This is a genomic window from Periweissella cryptocerci, from assembly GCF_004358325.1.
Taxonomy (GTDB): Bacteria; Bacillota; Bacilli; order Lactobacillales; family Lactobacillaceae; genus Periweissella; species Periweissella cryptocerci.
Genome location: NZ_CP037940.1, coordinates 760,764 through 779,574, shown reverse-complemented (window position 1 = coordinate 779,574; position 18,811 = coordinate 760,764). Strand labels below are relative to the sequence as shown.

General features: G+C 36.8%; 10 protein-coding genes. 8 read left to right on the top strand and 2 right to left on the bottom strand.

From position 1 onward, the window contains the following. Positions 1 to 53 precede the first annotated feature (53 nt). Complete coding sequence (locus EQG49_RS03600) at positions 54 to 806, bottom strand: histidine phosphatase family protein (RefSeq protein WP_133362686.1); 753 nt, start codon at positions 804 to 806, stop codon at positions 54 to 56. Between the two features lie 348 nt (positions 807 to 1,154). Between EQG49_RS03600 and EQG49_RS03595 the strand changes: the two genes are divergently transcribed. Both EQG49_RS03595 and EQG49_RS03590 read left to right on the top strand, forming a co-directional pair. Further along, positions 1,155 to 2,138, top strand: a complete 984-nt coding sequence (locus tag EQG49_RS03595; protein WP_133362685.1) for a glycosyltransferase family 2 protein — start codon at positions 1,155 to 1,157, stop codon at positions 2,136 to 2,138. Continuing rightward, positions 2,138 to 3,757: a glycosyltransferase family protein gene (locus EQG49_RS03590; protein ID WP_133362684.1), complete on the top strand. Its 1,620-nt coding sequence runs from the start codon at positions 2,138 to 2,140 to the stop codon at positions 3,755 to 3,757. The genes EQG49_RS03595 and EQG49_RS03590 overlap by 1 nt, the downstream gene beginning before the upstream one ends. 153 nt (positions 3,758 to 3,910) lie before the next feature. On the opposite strand, the gene EQG49_RS03585 is transcribed toward EQG49_RS03590, so the two are convergent. Then, positions 3,911 to 6,055, bottom strand: a complete 2,145-nt coding sequence (locus EQG49_RS03585) for a hypothetical protein (protein ID WP_133362683.1) — start codon at positions 6,053 to 6,055, stop codon at positions 3,911 to 3,913. A 534-nt stretch (positions 6,056 to 6,589) separates the two neighbouring features. Between EQG49_RS03585 and EQG49_RS03580 the strand changes: the two genes are divergently transcribed. From EQG49_RS03580 to glf, 6 genes are all read left to right on the top strand, one after another. After that, positions 6,590 to 9,688, top strand: coding sequence for a CDP-glycerol glycerophosphotransferase family protein (locus EQG49_RS03580; RefSeq protein WP_133362682.1), 3,099 nt, complete (start codon positions 6,590 to 6,592; stop codon positions 9,686 to 9,688). 368 nt (positions 9,689 to 10,056) lie between these two features. After that, positions 10,057 to 10,764, top strand: a complete 708-nt coding sequence (locus EQG49_RS03575; protein ID WP_133362681.1) for an IspD/TarI family cytidylyltransferase — start codon at positions 10,057 to 10,059, stop codon at positions 10,762 to 10,764. Positions 10,765 to 10,767: 3 nt separating this feature from the next. Then, entirely contained in the window at positions 10,768 to 11,793 is a 1,026-nt protein-coding gene (locus EQG49_RS03570; protein ID WP_133362680.1) for an alcohol dehydrogenase catalytic domain-containing protein, read from the top strand. Between the two features lie 5 nt (positions 11,794 to 11,798). Next, positions 11,799 to 14,327: a CDP-glycerol glycerophosphotransferase family protein gene (locus tag EQG49_RS03565; protein WP_165964756.1), complete on the top strand. Its 2,529-nt coding sequence runs from the start codon at positions 11,799 to 11,801 to the stop codon at positions 14,325 to 14,327. Positions 14,328 to 14,686: 359 nt separating this feature from the next. Next, the gene (locus EQG49_RS03560; RefSeq protein WP_133362678.1) at positions 14,687 to 17,521 is read left to right on the top strand and encodes a YfhO family protein; all 2,835 of its coding nucleotides are present in this window, start codon (positions 14,687 to 14,689) and stop codon (positions 17,519 to 17,521) included. Positions 17,522 to 17,596: 75 nt separating this feature from the next. Next, positions 17,597 to 18,754, top strand: a complete 1,158-nt coding sequence (glf, locus tag EQG49_RS03555) for a UDP-galactopyranose mutase (RefSeq protein ID WP_175577944.1) — start codon at positions 17,597 to 17,599, stop codon at positions 18,752 to 18,754. Positions 18,755 to 18,811: the final 57 nt, after the last annotated feature.

Sequence of the window (18,811 nt, the reverse complement as noted above, 5' to 3'; positions counted from 1 at the left end):
TTTGAATAAACAAAATCAGCACAACATCTCAAGTTTGAGTTGTTGTGCTGATTTTATTTTAAGAATGCTTCACTACCAAAGTAATCGACCTTGAGCTTGCCATCTATGTAAGTGAGTTTGGTGACACTGTTATTTGGCAACATACGTACGGTATCAATTCTGATGTGTTGCGATTCGAGCCATTCCATGGTAACCATGCCAGAAGACACAACGAGTACGTTACCATGGGTGTGCTTGGCCGTAATTTTTTTTAATGCAGTGTTGAATCGTGAAACGGCTTTGCTAGATGCTTCAGCTTCATGTGATGTATCCAATTTAGCGTATGCATTTTGAATGTGTTGCCAGTAAGTAGATGAATATTTTTGTCGCAATTGTGTGTCAGAATTTAAATCATATACTTTTGGCAATTTGTTGGTATAGGTAGTTGTTTTATCACCTTCGAAGCTACCGTAATATCCTTCACGGAGATATTTTAACTTTTGAATTTTAACTGAATCATTAGCATTTTTGAGAATCAAGCGTGCTGTGTCATTAGTACGTTGATTGTCAGCAGAATACGCCGCAATAAAATTGAGTTTGTGCATATTTTTACCAACTGTTGATGCCTGAGCGATACCTGTAGCGGTTAAAGGTGAATCGCTCCAACCCTGAATTCGGCTATGCGTATTTAAAATGGTTTGCCCATGACGTACTAGATAGATGTTGAGTGGCTGATTAGAAACATGTGAGGCCGTTTGATGAACAATACATGTAGCTATCATTAAGGCAATGAGTGGAGATATAAATAATAAAAATATTTTTTTCATGAGTTCCCCCTAGTTGTGGTGATTCTATATTTACTCATTTTATATAAAATTTGGATATGCAGTATTAAAATGTTGTAACAACATGAGCTATTTACTTAAGTTGGAAGTGTATCTATGCTAAAATCAAAAAGGTTGTGCCATGCTTACATATAAAGTGCTAGTAGTTAGAAAATTAATTCATTAATTATCATATTGGTATACAAATACGAAGAAGTTGAGTAAGTTTATGGAAATTTAATGGTATTGGATGTAAGAAATGATTCGTTGATAATGGTTAAAATAATAACATAGTTAACGAAATGAAAACCTATGTGAACAAAATATAGTGCAATATATATTACACGTGAAATGAAAGAAGAGGAAAGAGCAGTGGTCGTAAAAAAATTAGTGATTGTCATTCCCGCATATAACGAAGAAGAAGTTTTTCCGGAAACAGTGAAAGAAATAACCGAAATACTTGAAGGAATGATTAGCAGTAATAAGGTGAGCGCGGATAGTAAAATATTATTTGTTAATGACGGTTCAAAGGATAACACTTGGAATTTAATAATTAATGAACAAAAAAATAATGAATTAGTAACCGGAATTAATTTCAGTCGTAATTTTGGGCACCAAAATGCTTTAGTAGCTGGATTAGTTACTGCGTCTAAAGATGCGGATATGATGATTACTATTGATGCAGATTTACAAGATGATGTTAATGCAATTGAAAAAATGGTTGATCAATATTACGCAGGCTTCGATGTGGTTTATGGAGTTCGTGATAATCGTGATACTGATACTGCATTCAAGCGGTCGACAGCGCTCACATTTTACGGCATCATGAAGAAATTAGGCGTTGATATGGTTCCTAATCATGCGGATTATCGTTTAATGAGCCAACGCGCAGTACTCGAGTTTTTGAAATTCAAAGAAGAAAATTTATTTATCCGAGGTATTGTTCCGTTAGTTGGTTTTCCAAGTACAAAGGTTTATTATGCCCGTAAAGAACGATTTGCTGGTGAATCAAAGTATCCATTAAAAAAGATGCTTAAATTTGCTTGGGATGGTATTTCATCATTTTCGGTTGTGCCAATTCGAGCAATTATGACGCTTGGAGTTGCGGTTGTTATCGTTGCAGTAGGTATTTTAGTCTATGCGGTCCTTGAACATGCACGTGGGAATACAGCTCAAGGATGGTCATCATTGATGATTTCTCTTTGGTTTCTTGGCGGTGTGCAGTTGATTGGTATATCAGTGATTGGAGAATATATTGGTAAAATATTTAATGAAGTTAAACACCGTCCACGATTCACGATTCAAGATGATACATACACCAAGGTAGATAAATAATGATGAAATTATTTTTGAAGTTTTTTGATTGGCTTACTGCGATATCTTTGGTAATTATTTTGTTCGGTGCTATTATATTTCCGCATGTCTTACAAAGTACGATTGTATTTCCACAAGGTTTACAAGTTAATTTACAGTCTAACTACCAATTATTATTCTATCCGTTAATATTAGCAGTTTTTATTTTCTTATTTGTTGTTTGGAAAACTAAAGGGAATGAGCTTATGCAACGAATATTGATGTGGGTGAAATTTCGTATTCGTCCAATCGTGTTGATTGCAGTAGCCGCAATGATAGTCTATCAGCTAATCATGCTGACTAATGGTGTATCCGTTTTAAAGGCTGATGTTGGCGGTGTTCATGATGCGGCGTTGATGTTACCGCATGGTGATTATTCGTATTATTTATCGAAATTTCCAAACAATTTGCCGCTTTTTTATTGGTTCTATTTTTTAAGCCATTGGTTAGTAGTGTTACCTACGTCAATTGCGAATGAGGGACAGTGGTACGTTGAAGTCGCATTTAATATACTATTTATTGATGGGACGCTCATGTTCTCGTCATTAGCCGCTCATAAGTTAATAGGTAAAAATGTTGGATATGTCGTGATGATAGTGGGTGTTTTATTTTATGGTATGTCTCCATTTGTCATTATTCCGTACACTGATACAATGGTTACTTTTTTCGTATCATTAGCATTCTTTATGTTGGTTTTAGTGATGAAAAAGTTTGAGATGTCATTAAAAAATATTGTGTTACTGTTAGTTTTTGCAGTAAGTGTGGGATTAGCCTTTATTATTAAACCATCAAGTGTAATTCCTTTTATGGCACTTGTTATTATTGGGGTTGCCTATCTAGTAATGTACTTTAGTAAAAGAAATCTAGTAAAATTATTGGTTGTGCTTTTTGTTATGGTTATGGGAATTGCTGGGCTACAAAAAGGGTTATCTGAATTTAATCAACACCAACAAATTGTCAGATTAGAAGTAAAAGATAAAATGCCATTTAATTTTTGGATTTACATTGGATTATATGATGAACCACTAAAAAAAGGAAATATAACTGATTTTCTTGGTGGTCATAATTCGCCAGACGATCGGGCGATGGTTGAAGTCCCGGAAAAAGATCGGGCACAGTTTGGATGGACAGAAATAAGGAATAGACTTCGCAAATTTGGTGTAGTTGGCTTTGTCAAATTTCTTGTTAAAAAGAATTTTGTGAACACTGCTGATGGAAGCTTTGCTTGGGGAATTTCAGGAACTGCAATTCCAAAGCAAGATAATTTAAATAAATTGACAAAGTATATTCAGATGTTTGTTTGGCCATATGGTGCGCAACAAAAGTATCGTCAGACGTATTTCCAAGTTATATGGGTGTTTGTATTACTAATGATGATTATGAGTTTTGCCGATGGGAGTTTTGCGATACGTGTTTTACGGTTAAGCTTTTTAGGTGGAATGATGTTCTTACTTATGTTTGAAGGTGGACGTTCTCGCTACTTAATTCAATTTATGCCATTGTATTTACCTCTTGTTGCGATCGGAATAAAAAATTTTTTGGCTCAGCAAAACAATAAAGTAATATATCACGGTAAAAGTGAGAGTAATAGGCATAACTAGTTAAAAAGGGGCCACAACCCCTAAAATATCAAAGATCCCGCCATTTACGTTTGTTAAAACGTAAATGGCGGGATCTTATTTTTATTTAACCGTTAATATGGGTCTACAATTAGACAATTGTACCAGTTCTTTTTAGCATAATTTTTGAACGAATTAATCCGAATCTGGTATTCCATTATCTGGATTAATTGACTTCATAATTTCCGCACCGTAGTTAAATAATTGATAGGCGTAACCATCGTCATCAAAAGACATGCCTTCTGATTCACGAACACCGCCAGTCATTGTTCCATACACCGCAGTTGTTATGTCATCTGTGGTCAAGGTATCATTCACAATTGCAGTAGCTGGAAGAGCAATATATGCCCCATCAGTTTGAACATACAAATTACCATTATGTTTATTAAAGGCAATTGCTTGAATATTGTTACCAGGAACTGAGTTAATAACTTGTGTATCTTGTTCCATCACCATCGTTGAAGTTTCATTATTGAAAGTTCCTTTGTAGAAGAAAAGATCGCCATTTTTACGATCATTACCATCTGCACCAGTATGCTTAAATGCAATGAAAAAATTGCCTTGATCATCAAATGCAAAATTTTTGGGGCCGTTTAGTTCAGTTCCCCAAGGGTTTGTTATGGTAAAACTATATTCTTTTTCTGGAGTTAACGAGTTTGCGTTAATTTTGTAAAGTCTGTTTTTGGTTACACCATCTGGATTGGCTAAGAACCACAGAGAATTATCTTGATAGTTTACTGCGAAACCTTGTCCATGACCTAGATTAAATTCGTTACCAATCAAAACATGCTGTTGCATCAAATCGTATTGTTTGTTTGTTACAAAGCGATTGTAACGGACGCTCGTTGCTATTTTTCGCAATACATCTGCATTATTGCCATTTGCGTCTAAACCGGCATTTTTCATTGTTTCCATGTCATAACGAACGATTCGTCCTTTGTTACCACTCGCAATCACTTCATATAGATAATTGCCAACAATCATCATATTTTGTGGTGCAGAAAATGGAAATCCCGGTATTGTTTCGTCAGGTAGGAAAAATGCCGTGCTAAAACTTCTTGCTAAATTGGTACTTGGAGAAATTGGTGTTAGTGTGTTCGCTGTAGTCTCATAAAAGTTGTTTGCGCTTGTATGATTTGTTGAATGGATGATATTTGGAGTATCTGTAAAACTTAGCCCAGTTGAAATAGTATTAATAGTGGTAGCGAGGGTTTTGACATTGTTCATAATGTCTGACAAATTCGTAACCGACCCTAATGTGGATGCGGCGGGCATATTCCAAGATGGCGTAGTGAATGTTTCAGAATTAACAACTGCTTCACTATCACGATCAATCGTTCGAATCAAAAAAGTGCTCCCTTTACTGATTGGCTGATTCAAACTCACATTATATGTTCCGTTGCTACCAACGTTAGCTGTTCCAATAATTTTGTTGTTCAAGAGAACTTCAACACGACCCTTACCTTGGTTTGCACTAATAATGCGGGTTCCTGTAATTGTATTCCCTGTCAGTTGCTTTGTGCCAAACTCTAACCTAGTTGGATTTACACTAATGGGTTCATATGTTACACCACCTATGTTTTTATATTGGTGAGTAATAGTTGTATCACGCTCAATTGTAGTAGTTATTTTTCCGTTTGTTGCTTCATATCCAGGAGCTTCTAGCGGAGTTCTGTCAATGGAATCTAGGTAATTTACATTGAATTCGTTTTTATACAGTTGTTTTCCATCTACTTTCCCAATTTCAGTTACCTTGTAGCGATTACGTGAATATTGAAAACGAATAACGTGATTTCCAGTAACCGTTTTTGATTTTGTGTTTTCCTGCGTAGTTCGGTTATAACCATAAAAATCTTTTTTATTTGTATAATTATATTTTGAACCATATTTTGCATTTGCATTAGTATAAATATCCCCTAATTTTTTGCCATTACTCCAGGCTTCATACTTAATTGAATAGGTCTTTGGGGTATATTTGATGGTGATTGTTTTTGCTTTTTTAACCTTTTTTATAGTATATATTTTTTTTGTAGTAATTAATTGATAGCCCTTAACACTTCGTGAGGGGACTTTTAGTTTATACGTTTTGCCATATTTTACCTTAACTGAATAATTTTGTGATAACTGCTCACCCTTATCGCTAATATATTTCACTGTGATAGTAACTTGTTTTGGTTTTATTTTTTTCTTTGCGTCTGCACCAATTGGTACGGCAACTAATGCTAAGAGAGCAAAACTTGTAACCATCACATTTCGGATTTTTTTTCTGTTCTTTATCATAATAATTCTCCTTCTATAAATATTTTTCTACTATACTAAGTATTTCAAATTTAAATGAAGAAAATATGAATTGCGCACAGATTCAATAAAAAAACATATTATCTAAACTTTATGAAGTATTTACATTTATGGACAAGATACCATGGCGTGACGTAGATTTAATGTGAACATAGTAGTATCAACGATATAGCACCGAAATTGAATTATCAGAATATCATCAGGATGAAAATCAGGATAAGAACTAACGAAGTAAAAATCACCGATATAAGTTTAAATATTTTTAAGGTTATATCAATATTGTAGTAAGATTAAAAAAGTTGAAATGAAATCGTAAATTGAATAATGACATGCGTAATGTCATAATTGATAAGGATAGGGTTAATAAAAGATTATCCTTATTCGTGTCAGTATTAAATGAGTTTATAAAACATCTTGTGCTACGTTACTTGATGGCCATATATCATTGCAGTACATAATGATTTATAGCAGTATTTGAGCTTTATTTGTAGTTAATTACGTTAAGGAGATTTAGGAATGAAGAATACGTGGATATTCGGTGCAAGTGATTTTATTGGTAATCCCAAGTGGCTATACCAATACATTAATCAATTCCGAAATGATATTGAAATATGGTGGATTGCTGATAATAAAAATCGCCTACAAGAAATTAAAAAAGCAAACCCAGAAATTAATATCGTATTACGTGATAGTACACAAGCTAGTCGTCTGTACAAAACTGCTTCAGTATACGTGGAGGATCAATTCCGCGAATATTACCCTGAAGAACTTAATGAAAACATAGTGTTTTTGAATTTATGGCATGGCGTTGGATTAAAGAAAATTGAAATGAACTCGCCATTTAACGGTACATTATCTACACGAATTATGAAGAAGTATATTAAGTATACTGACATTTTTTCACGGCGAACGTTATTCCTTAGTACATCGGAAGAAATGGACAAACATTTTGCGGACAATGTGATGGTGCCCGAGGAACGATTTATAAAAGGTGGATATCCTCGCGTTGAATTGAATAAAATTGTCAATTCAAATGCTGTTGATTTACGTCAAGCAGCTGGGGTGAGTTCAGATACTAAAGTTGTAATGTTTGCACCGACATATCGGGATGCTGGTATTACAGGTTCTTTTGATATGCTCATTCCAGATATGAACGCGGTTTACGATGCGTTAGAAGCAAGTAATTCAATGTTGATTATCAATTTGCATCCAAAGATGCGAACTGACGGAACCTATCAACAAATTTTAAAGGAGTTTGTTGATAAGCCACGAACTGTCTTTATTGAAAACGGACAAGATATTTATGAATTGTTTAATCAGATTGACTACACAATCATTGATTATTCATCAATTTTTTATGATTTAATGGCTAGTGGGCAAGATCATTTTGTTCGATACACACCTGATTTTGAAGAATATTTATCATATCAACCACTTATGGAACGTTATTACGATGAAACTTATGGTGAAGTGGTAAATGATTTTGAGACGCTATTACAAATACTTCGTAGTCCTAATATGGATGCCATGCTTGACACAGCGGCCCGTAATCGTATTCAAGAATATTTTTTCAGTCATGCCAATGGGCGTGATGGAATCGATGCGATGATTGATTTTGTTTTGCAATACAAATTGCCAGCGAACGAAGGACTACCAACTTTACATTCATACGATATTTTTGACACGTTAATTAAACGAACTGTTGGAGTTCCAGAGGGAATATTTTTTTACGTTCAAGAACAACTGCGAGAAAGTGGTCTGAATTTCCCAAGATATGTGATTGATAATTACCCTGAAGTTCGACATCAAGCGGAATTTGATGCGCGTGATTACAAACGTAAAACGCAATTTGAACGTGAATCAGATGTTATTGAAATTGAATTTATGGATATCTTTAATCGGATGGCTGAAATTCATTCTCTCAATCAAGAACAAGTGAATTTTCTAGCTGAAAAAGAAAAAGAAATTGAAATTAAGAACGCGGATCCTATTGATTGGCGAATTGAACAAATTGAAGAACAATTAGCAAATGGTGATGAGGTTGTACTAATCAGTGATATGTATTTGCCATATGAAACAGTCAAGGCAATGTTACATCATGCTGATGCACGACTCGATAAGCTTCCATTATATTTATCAACGGATGTTGGGTATCAAAAAACTACACTATTGCTGTTTAAGTACGTGTTTTTCAATATGCGTTATCACTTTGAGCATTGGGTTCATTACGGAGATAATCCAAGAGCGGATAAACGTGCACCTAAACGGTTGGGAATCGAAACAGTTAACCATAAATTAATGGGATTTAATGATTATGAACAATCTTTAGTAGAGAAAGTTCGTAGCTATGAGAGCTATTTGGTTGCCAATATTTTCCGTAAGGATCGTCGTAGTAAAACATATGTAGATGCTAACACACAAGTTCGAGCTGAACGCTATTTTGCTAAAGGCTACACTGGGTTGTATTTAGTTCCTTACGTTGATTGGGCAATTCGTCGAGCAATTAACGATAATGTTGATACGATGTACTTTATCTCTCGAGATGGGGTGTTTTTGAAAGAACTTGCAGATGCAATTATTGATGAGCAGGGATTATCAATGAAAACAAAGTTGATTTACGGTTCTCGTAAGGCATGGCGAATTCCAGGTTATGTCCACGAAGTTGATGACGCTGCATTTAGTGTCTTTGGATTGTTTCAGAGTAGTGTTAAAAAATACGAGGATATTCTTCGAACTGGGATTCTTACAGATGATGAATTTGATGAATTTTTCCCTATGCTTGGTGATTTGAAAGTTAAGCAAACACCATATACGGGACGTGATCGTGATCGTATTCGTAGCGCAGCCAAAAATTCAAAAGGGTATCGTGAACACTTAGTAAAAATCGGTGCAGAACGACGTGAATTAGTTCGAGACTATTTGAAAAGTGAAATTAACTTTGATGAAAAATTTGTCTTTGTAGAATTTTGGGGACGTGGATACACACAAGATAGTTTAACCAACTTACTTGAAGATGCAGCAGGGCGGGAAATTCCAACAGAATTTTATTATGCTCGAAGCATTTATGGTACAACGGGCCATTCCATAAGGACTCGATTTACGTCGGATGCTGCTAGTTTGACGTTTATTGAATCAATTTTTGCACGAGTGCCAATGAATTCTTTGACTGAATACGAACGAACTGCAGATGGTAAAGTCGTACCAGTTATTGAGGATCGGCCAAATAAATTTGCTCGTAAATTTTCTAAACATACGGTATCGTTTGCAAAACGGTATGCCCGGTTAGAGGTTAAAAATCGCATTTTATTGGATCGTGAATTATTTGATTTCGCAATTAATTATTTCCATGAAAATCCCGACGATGAAAATATTATTCGTGTATTTGCACCACTTGAAGACAACATTGCACTAGATGGTACACCGGAACAGTATGCACCATTAATCCGCGCCAAAAGTGCACTCTTTAAGCCAATTAAAGAATTGAAACGTGGAACTCGTTCATTTGATATGTCAGTGGCTCGTTCAAGTAAAAAAGTTCAATTTATTATTGAGCGAAAAATAGAATTTGCAGCATGGCAACGAAAACGTAAGCGTCTTAAGGATAAAAAGAATTAAACCTAATAATTAAGAAAAAACATGGCGGAAAACTTAATAATCCGCTGAGTCATCTTAATTTTAATAAATTAAAAACAGGTAATCCATATTCTTGCGGGATTATCTGTTTTTTTATAAAGAAGTTGGCTCAACTTGAGACTTAATTGAACGTATGCAAATCAATCGATTGTGAGCAATATAGATTTTGACTGAATTGAAATGCGCAATCTGATGAAATTGGCAAAAAGTAAGAGGTAATAATATAATTGTAGGAGTTCACTTGTTATTTGTACTCGTCTTTGCAAGCAGGCATTTATTTTCAAAGAGCAGAAGTAAACTTTGATATAATAGAGTTATTAAAATAATTAATCATAGAGGAGAATATAAAAATGATTTATGCAGAAATTTTAGCTGGTGGTAAAGGTACCCGAATGGGCAATGTTCCGATGCCAAAACAATTTTTAACATTAGGTACTAAGCCAATTGTGATTCACACATTGGAAAAATTTCTTTTAAATTCACGTTTTAATGTAATTGTAGTAGTAGTACCTATGGCATGGGTTAGCTATATGAAAAATCTCGTAAAAGAATTTTTAGATTCTGACGAACGGATTCGAGTGGTAGAGGGTGGTGCAGACCGTAATGCTACTTTAATGAATGGTATCAAGGCAATTGATAATGAATTTGGCTTGAACGATGATGACGTAATTATCACGCATGATTCAGTACGTCCATTTATCACACATCGAATCATTGAAGATAATATTGACGGTGTATTGGAATATGGTGCTGTGGATACCGTAATTCCAGCTATTGATACAATTGTGGAGGCACACGATAATATTTTAACTGATATTCCACAGCGGTCAGCCATGTATCAAGGTCAAACGCCACAATCATTTAACATCAAAAAACTAGTTACAGCATTTGCTTCACTAACTGATGATGAAAAAGAAACATTAACTGATGCGGCCAAAATTATGGTGCTTAAGGGAGATGGTGTTCATATCGTTACGGGGGATCAGTCAAACTTTAAGGTAACAACAAGTTTTGATTTAAACATGGCACAAGCCTTAGTTGGCAAACGGGAGGACTAGTAAATGTTAAACCACGTTTACCGATTGGTTTCAGCTAAACAATTTGAGGTTGCTCTGATTGAGGAGAATTTAAAAGAAGGACAGGTTGTTGTACGTCCAAAACTTTTGTCACTTTGCCATGCGGATCAACGGTACTATGCATTTCAACGTAGCCCAGAAGTTCTTGCAAAAAAAATACCAATGGCACTGATTCATGAAGGTATGGGGACTGTTGTTGAATCAAAAAGCCCTGAATTTAATCCAGGGGATGAAGTAATTATTGTACCAACAACCCCAGTTGAACATAGTGATACTATTGCCGAAAATTACTTACCTAGTTCAAAATTTCGTTCTTCAGGTTTTGATGGATTGATGCAAGAATATGTTATTTCAGATGCAGAACGAGTTGTTAAATTACCTACTGATTTTGATAGTGAAGTTGCAGCATTTACTGAAATGATTTCGGTTGGTTATCAAGCAGCTACTCGCTTGTTACGTGTGGCTGGTCCAGATCGAGAGAGTGTTGGAATCTGGGGTGATGGGAACGTTAGCTACATGACTGCAGCAATATTACATGTATTGCTTCCTGAAATGAAAATTTACGTATTTGGTCATCATGACTATAAATTGAGCTACTATTCATTTGCTACGAAAACTTATGTGACTGATGCAATCCCAGATGACTTAGAATTAAGCATGGCCGTTGAGGCGACTGGTGGAAATGGTTCACACGATGCAATTTCTCAAATTATTGACCACATTAAACCTGAAGGATCGGTAGTATTGATGGGGGTTTCTGAGAACGAAATCCCAGTTAATACCCGAATGATCTTAGAAAAAGGATTAACGCTCATTGGAAGCAGCCGTTCGACGAAACAAGATTTTGAAGATGTTGTTAAGTTGCTATCAGGAAAAGATGAATTACTGGAAGAAATGCGTTTGTTAGTTTCTCTTAAAGTTCCGGTAACTTCTGTTGAGGATGCTATTGCTGCATTCGAGGCGGATAATAGCAATGGATGGGGTAAAACAATTATGGAATGGAAGGTCTAGTTAGCATGGCTAAATTAGCGACCGTTATTATTGATAATCAAAATGATGGTGACGTTGCAAAGACACTGGCATCATTGAAGAAGCAAGGATTGTTTTTTAGCTACGATTATGTTCTGACGAATGGTTCATTGGAAGAACGAAATAATGCAATTACGAGCGCTACAACCAAGTATTTATTATTTTTACAAGCGGGGGATGAAGTGTTAGCAAAGACTTTGAAGACTTTGTTAAATGATTCCACTTGGGATAAAACGAAGGTTATGCAGTTAAGTGCATTTACTATCGATGATAATGGAACCAATGTCCTAACTGAGCAACGCGAGAAATTATATAAGCGTATTGCAAATAATGACGAGAAATTCACTCAGGAAACTGATGTATATGTGTTCACGAGTGAGTTACGAACATTTTATGTACCTGAACTACGCAGTGTTATTGTAGAAAATGATGGTTATTTGTTCGATGGGAGCATTAAGTATCAAGCTGTAGATGACTACTTTGCCCACTATATTGCAAAGTCTAAGTCAATTGGTTTGGCGTTTAAGGCCGGCGTTATGGAAAACGGACCAGCTATTGCCAGCAGTTACTTAAGCGAGCTTGGTGGTATTGATGGATTAGTGCCATATTTTGATAAATTAAAAGCTAACTATACTCGTAAGAATGGGTCATTAATGCGTTATGCCCAACAACTCTTGGTAAAGCAGGTTGCTGATCGTTTCGTGAATAGTTACTTAATTGATCAATCTTTAACCGGTGTTATGTTGGAAGAGTCAAAGAATAAGCTAGCGAATTACCTTGATTTAGTCGATGAAAAATCAATTATGCGTTTTCCAGGCGTTGATCGGTTACACAAATATGAACTAATTGGAATGCAAAGTACTCCAGTAACATATTTGTATGAAGAAGACGGAATTGTCTTTGAACATGATTTGACAAGAATTGGTAAAGAAAAGGGATTTGAGACAACAATAACTGACATTGTATTGCGTGATGGACTATTGAGCTTCTCTGGGTATGCTCGATTACCATATCAAGAGCGTTTTGATTTGAAGGTACAATTATTATTGAATGATGAAGTAATTGATTTACGATTGTACCATTCAGGTTTTGGAAATTTCCACTCACGAAATGAGACAAACTACTTTAACGGTTTTGATTATTCACTGAAGTTAGCGAATCTTAACGATACGGAATTGAAAATTCGTTATCTGATTAACGGACATGAGTATCTATCAACAGAGTTTATTTATGTTAACAACCGTGTGTGGTCTGACCCGCTGAATGTTCAAACAGTAGCATACGAAGGGTTATCATTTACGAAGACTAAGAATGCAATTAAAGTTGAGCAGGTTTCAGATGAGGAAGCCGCTAAACTTGATGATGCAAAAATGAAGGCGCTTGAGACGACCCATCCAGATTTAATTGAGGCGGTTGTTAACGCTAGTCAAATGAACACTGAAGTTTGGCTATATTCAGATGATTTAAATGTTACGGATAACGGGTTTATTCAATTTCAACATGATATTAATGTGGATGATGGTGTGAGTCGTTACTATGTATATACACCAGATACTGTTCAAGCAGAGCAAGTGGCAAATATTGATGAGGATAAATTAGTCGTTCGTGGGTCGGCGGCGCACAAAGCGTTATACGTGCATGCAAAATATGAATTTACTTCATTTACTGATTATAATCGCTTCTCACCATTTGATCGTTTAGAATACGGTATGCTGGGCTCAATGATTCAAACAAAAATTATCTACTTCGGTCACGGTGTGTTACATGCACATTTTACCCGTCTTTATTCGCGTGAGAAAACTATTTTTGATTACGTTGTTGCGTCTTCAGAATTTGAAAAACAAAATTTGATTGATAATTATCATTATGATGAAACACAAGTTGTGCTACTTGGTGCACCACGGTTTGATTCTCAATTAGCTGAAAATGTTACAAAATCTAATCACATATTGTATGGTCCCACATGGCGAGCCAAGCTTTCATCGGGTTATGTAGACGGAAAGTGGCAATTAAACGATGCATACTTACGAGAATCGGAATTTTATGCAGGCGTAATGGCATTGTTGAATAGTGCTAAGTTAGCTATTTTCCTTGAGTCAAATGATATGTACCTAGATGTGAAATTGCACCCCAATTTCCGTGATTATGAAAAGAATTTTAAGCTGTCTTCAGATCGGATTAAATTTGTGAGAGTTAATGGTCAACCGGCCAGTTATGCGGCTTATATTACAGATTATTCGTCATTTGTTTTTGATTTTGTGTATGGTCAAGTACCGATATTTTATTACTTGATGGATGAAAATGAATTTGCAAATGGAAATCACACATATAACCGCTTAGATTTACCGCTTGAGGATGGTTTTGGACCAATTAGTCATTCGGCTGATGAATTGATTGATACTCTTGAACAATTTCAACAGCATGGAGTTAGCGAGTTGTATCAACAACGTGAGGCAACATTTTTTAATGTGCCAACGAATAACCGAGAAGCACTACGTAAATATTTTATTAATTAAACATCTAAAAGAGACTATTGCACACATATCCCGCAATAGTCTCTTTCTCATATTATAATTCAATAAAAATACCTTAATAATTGAATTATCCCCCACTAAACAGTGTATACTGTGAACAGCAATTTCTTAAACAAACAAGGTACTGCTCTGTGTTAAGTAAGAATTCAATGCCTGAAGATAAGCACTTCTCCAAAGCCAAAGAGATTTTTAGCTGGATTAGTAGAATTCAGTTATTACTCACTACAGTGGCAATGGTTATCTTGAAGTTAAACAACAATCAATTTTTATTGCATGCGAAGCACAGTAACAGCGACCTTGTTATGGCAAATATATAAATAATATTAAAGGGTGAGGCACTCATGATTTCGTTTTCAAAGAAACAGTTTACGTGGAAACATTTACTGTTTTACAGCATTATGTTCATCGTACTAGTTGGTGGAATGGTTTTTGGTCAAATGAAACTCGGCTACACAATCGTTGGGATGGGAGATTCTGTTTGGCAGCATTTACCAATCATGGGATATTTGCAGCAGCGCCTACACAGTATTGGCTCAGCTGGCGCGCTGGCAACCTGGGATTGGCATTTAGGCCTAGGAACGGATGTCTTTCAGAATTTTTCATACTATGTTTTGGGTGATCCATTAGCATATCTGATTGGCTTCTTTTCAACCAACCATTTACTGATTGGTTATGAATTCATTCAAATTCTGCGTTTCTTTTTGGCTGGATTGTCCTTCATGTTCTTGGTGAGTCATTATCGTTTCTCACCGGTAAAAGCCGTGCTATCGACAATGGTTTACCTATTTGCGTCCTTTGGGATTTGGGCGTTTGAATTTCAGCCGTTCTTTTTAAATGCATTGATTTTACTGCCGTTGTTGATTTGGTCAGTTGAACGGGCATTGCAACTTAAGCGATTCGGCTGGTTTAGCATTATTATTGCCCTAACGCTAATTAATAATTTTTATTTGGCGCTAATAATGGGCTTGGGCACGGCGGTCTATACAGTAGTTGTGTATATTTTTAACTATCGTGTGGCTGGTAAAGAAGGCCTTAAACTGTGGTTGAAACTTATTGGTGCGGCCGTCGTCGGCTTGCTGATGTCAGCAGTGATGATGTTGCCAGTGGTCACATTCATGTTTGGCTCTGGTCGTGTTGGCTCTGGTATAACAGCGGCAGGTTTGTTATTTCCGCTTAAATACTATTTAAACTTAACCATGAATATGACAGGGTTAGCGAGTGAAGGAACATTGTTCTGGATGCCATACTATTGGATTCCAGTGGTTGGAATTGTCATTGCGTGGGTGTTTACGAATCCGAAAAAATATAAAGTCGCGTTTACTTTGTATTTAATTGCGTTTATTTCAGCATTATCACCAATTACGACGTCGATTTGGAACGGTACGGCCAATCCATCTGACCGTTGGATGTTTATGGTGAACGCATTGTCAGCGATCATGTTTATCTTCGTGATTGATGCGGTGCGCGATGCAACGAAACGACAACTTAAAAATTTCGTGCGCGTATATGTGATTCTATATGCTGTGGGTATTACGGCAGCGATGATTACCAGTCAAACACGCGCTACGACGTTAGTTCTCGTTAGTTTTGCCGCAATTATCCTCCTCATGATAATCGGTCAACGCTTCTTCGAAAAGCCACAAAATGTGGGGCGGTATCTTGGGATTGCGTTAGTCGGGCTTGTGATTCTGCAATTAGGCTTACACGTGTTTATTCCAGGGCAACGGATGTGGAACAATCGAATGACGGTTGCTACCAGTTTGAAAGCCCGGTTGAAGGACCCCACGGGATTTAACAAATTCTTCGCTAAGAATTTGACTGATGGCAAGCATGTGGCCTTTGCGAAAGGGTTTAAGTATGGCGGTGGCTCTAATACCGCACGGAATGATTTAATTGCCCGAAACAATACTGTAAATACGTACTTTTCGACCCAATTACCTGGCTTGACCGCAATTGGGCGCGACATGGGGATAACTGACTTTACGTATACTCGGCCACTCGGGAGTCTCGGTAACCGCCAAGTGTTATTTGATACATTAGGTGTTAAATACGTGGTAACTAATATTGGGCGACGTTCAGGATTGGCTGGTGATCATGATGTTGTCCGTAAGAATGCGCACAACCGAATTATCTTGAATCAAAATGCGATGCCAATGGCGTATGTCCAAAGCAACGTTGTTACTGAAAATGAGTTTAATCAACTAGATTCTTCTGGTAAAGAATTAGCATATTCACAAGCCGCAGCAATTAGTAATACTGATGGAACGACGACGCTTGATGCAGCGATGCAAGTTAAACCAATTGTGATTCCATTTAAGTTGACTAGTAAGGTCGCTAGCCAAGTTGGTGATGAAATTAATATTGATACGCTGGCTGGCAACGGTGGAATTGCTCTGAATTTGGACACGCACGGATTGGATAAAAAACAAAAATATGAATACCATATTGAGGTTACTAACCCGAAGTATGTGCCAGCAACGATTATGGAGAAACATAATTTACTAGTTAAAGGCATACCAGATGATTCTAAAAGTTTCAAACGGGGCATGGTGACTAATGTAGTTGGCCGCCAAAACTTAATGTTAAAATTGATGCTCGCAACAGATACTTCGTACTCGTTGTTTGCGAAGGGAGCACAGCTAAAACCAGTAAAAATGCGACAACCGGGTTTTGAGTCGCTGTCTGGTTATAGTAAGTTTGAATCATTTACTGGGAATTTTGGTTCGCCTAAAAACATGCCAAAAGTTATCAAACTCGGCTTAAAACAAATCGGTAAGTTTAGCGGTAATGTTCAAGTTGTGGCAGTGCCAGTTGGCAAACCGCTGACAAATATTGCCCACAAAAATGATGCCAATGCAATTCGCAATTTGAAATTAACGTCCAACCGCTTAGCCGGTACCATTTCGGCGCAAAAGGGCACAATTATGGTAACCACGATTCCGTATTCGGATGGTTGGACTGCCAAGATTAATGGGGCAAATGCCAAGGTTGTGAAGGTTAACAATGCGTTTATCGGTGTGAAGCTAAACACGACAGGTGATGCTGCAGTCACGATGCGTTATGCAAGCCCACGAGTTTTGTTAGGAGCGAAAATCTCACTTATCACAGCTGGCTTGTTTTTCATTTGGCAGATTGTGGTATTGGTTTTGAAACGCCGTCGCAAAACAACAAAATAATGTATACTAGATGATGTTAATAGCATCATCTTTTTTATTACATATGATGCAGATTGAATAAGGGGAAAATAAATAATGTTAAATACAAAAAATTACGACTACTTAATCGTTGGAGCTGGTCCATTTGGTTCAATCTTCGCGCACGAAGCAGCTAAGCTTGGCAAGCGGTCATTGATTATCGAAAAGCGCGACCACATCGGTGGGAACATGTACACGCACACTGAAGAGGGTATTCAAGTCCACGATTTCGGTGCGCACATCTTCCATACTGACAATAAAGAAGTCTGGAATTACATCAACAAGTTCGCCGAATTCAACGGCTTCACGAATCAAGTGATTGCCAACTACAAGGGTGACTTGTATAACTTGCCATTCAACATGAATACCTTCTATGAAATGTGGGGCACAAAGACGCCAGCAGAAGCTAAGGCCAAGATTGAAGAACAAAAGGCCGCTGCTGGTATCTCAGGGTCACCTAAGAACCTGGAAGAACAAGCAATCTCATTGATTGGGACAGACATCTACGAAAAGCTCATCAAAGGTTATACGGAAAAGCAATGGGGACGTAAGGCAACTGAATTGCCAGCGTTTATCATTAAGCGTTTGCCCGTCCGTTTCATTTACGACAACAACTACTTTAACCACCGTTACCAAGGAATTCCAACTGGTGGATATACTCAAATTTTCGACAAGTTATTGGATAATGACTTAATTGATGTGCAAACTGGTGTCGACTTCTTCGATAACAAGGACGCGTATTTGGCTGAATTCCCACGTGTGTTGTACACCGGGATGATTGATAAGTTCTACGACTACAAGTTTGGTGAGCTTGAATACCGGTCATTACGTTTTGAAACGGAAACAATTGATACCGATAATTATCAAGGTAATTCAGTAGTTAACTACACCGATGCTGAAACACCATACACACGTGTGATGGAATGGAAGCACTTTGATTACAAAGGTGCCAGTGAAGATAAGACGATTATCACCCGTGAATATCCACAGGATTGGGATCGTACGAAGGAAGCTTATTACCCAGTTAACGATGAAAAGAACACGGCGCTTTACAAGCAGTACGCTAAAGAAGCCCGGACTAACAAGCAAGTTTTATTCGGCGGTCGTTTAGGTGGTTACCGCTACTTCGACATGGATCAAGTCATTAATGCGACGTTCAATGCAATCCGCGAAGAATTTGATTTAGCAGATGATTATCGTTTTGATCAAAACTAATTTTTTTTTCAAACTAACGGAGTGGCTGGAAATTACGTGGTGTGCAAAGTGATTTGC

Bases quoted from the DNA above. Each gene is read 5' to 3' on its own strand.
- EQG49_RS03570 (WP_133362680.1), top strand. From the start codon at position 10,768: ATGTTAAACCACGTTTACCGATTGGTTTCAGCTAAACAATTTGAGGTT.
- EQG49_RS03600 (WP_133362686.1), bottom strand. From the start codon at position 806: ATGAAAAAAATATTTTTATTATTTATATCTCCACTCATTGCCTTAATG.
- EQG49_RS03590 (WP_133362684.1), top strand. From the start codon at position 2,138: ATGATGAAATTATTTTTGAAGTTTTTTGATTGGCTTACTGCGATATCT.
- glf (WP_175577944.1), top strand. From the start codon at position 17,597: ATGTTAAATACAAAAAATTACGACTACTTAATCGTTGGAGCTGGTCCA.
- EQG49_RS03565 (WP_165964756.1), top strand. From the start codon at position 11,799: ATGGCTAAATTAGCGACCGTTATTATTGATAATCAAAATGATGGTGAC.
- EQG49_RS03560 (WP_133362678.1), top strand. From the start codon at position 14,687: ATGATTTCGTTTTCAAAGAAACAGTTTACGTGGAAACATTTACTGTTT.
- EQG49_RS03585 (WP_133362683.1), bottom strand. From the start codon at position 6,055: ATGATAAAGAACAGAAAAAAAATCCGAAATGTGATGGTTACAAGTTTT.
- EQG49_RS03595 (WP_133362685.1), top strand. From the start codon at position 1,155: ATGAAAGAAGAGGAAAGAGCAGTGGTCGTAAAAAAATTAGTGATTGTC.
- EQG49_RS03580 (WP_133362682.1), top strand. From the start codon at position 6,590: ATGAAGAATACGTGGATATTCGGTGCAAGTGATTTTATTGGTAATCCC.
- EQG49_RS03575 (WP_133362681.1), top strand. From the start codon at position 10,057: ATGATTTATGCAGAAATTTTAGCTGGTGGTAAAGGTACCCGAATGGGC.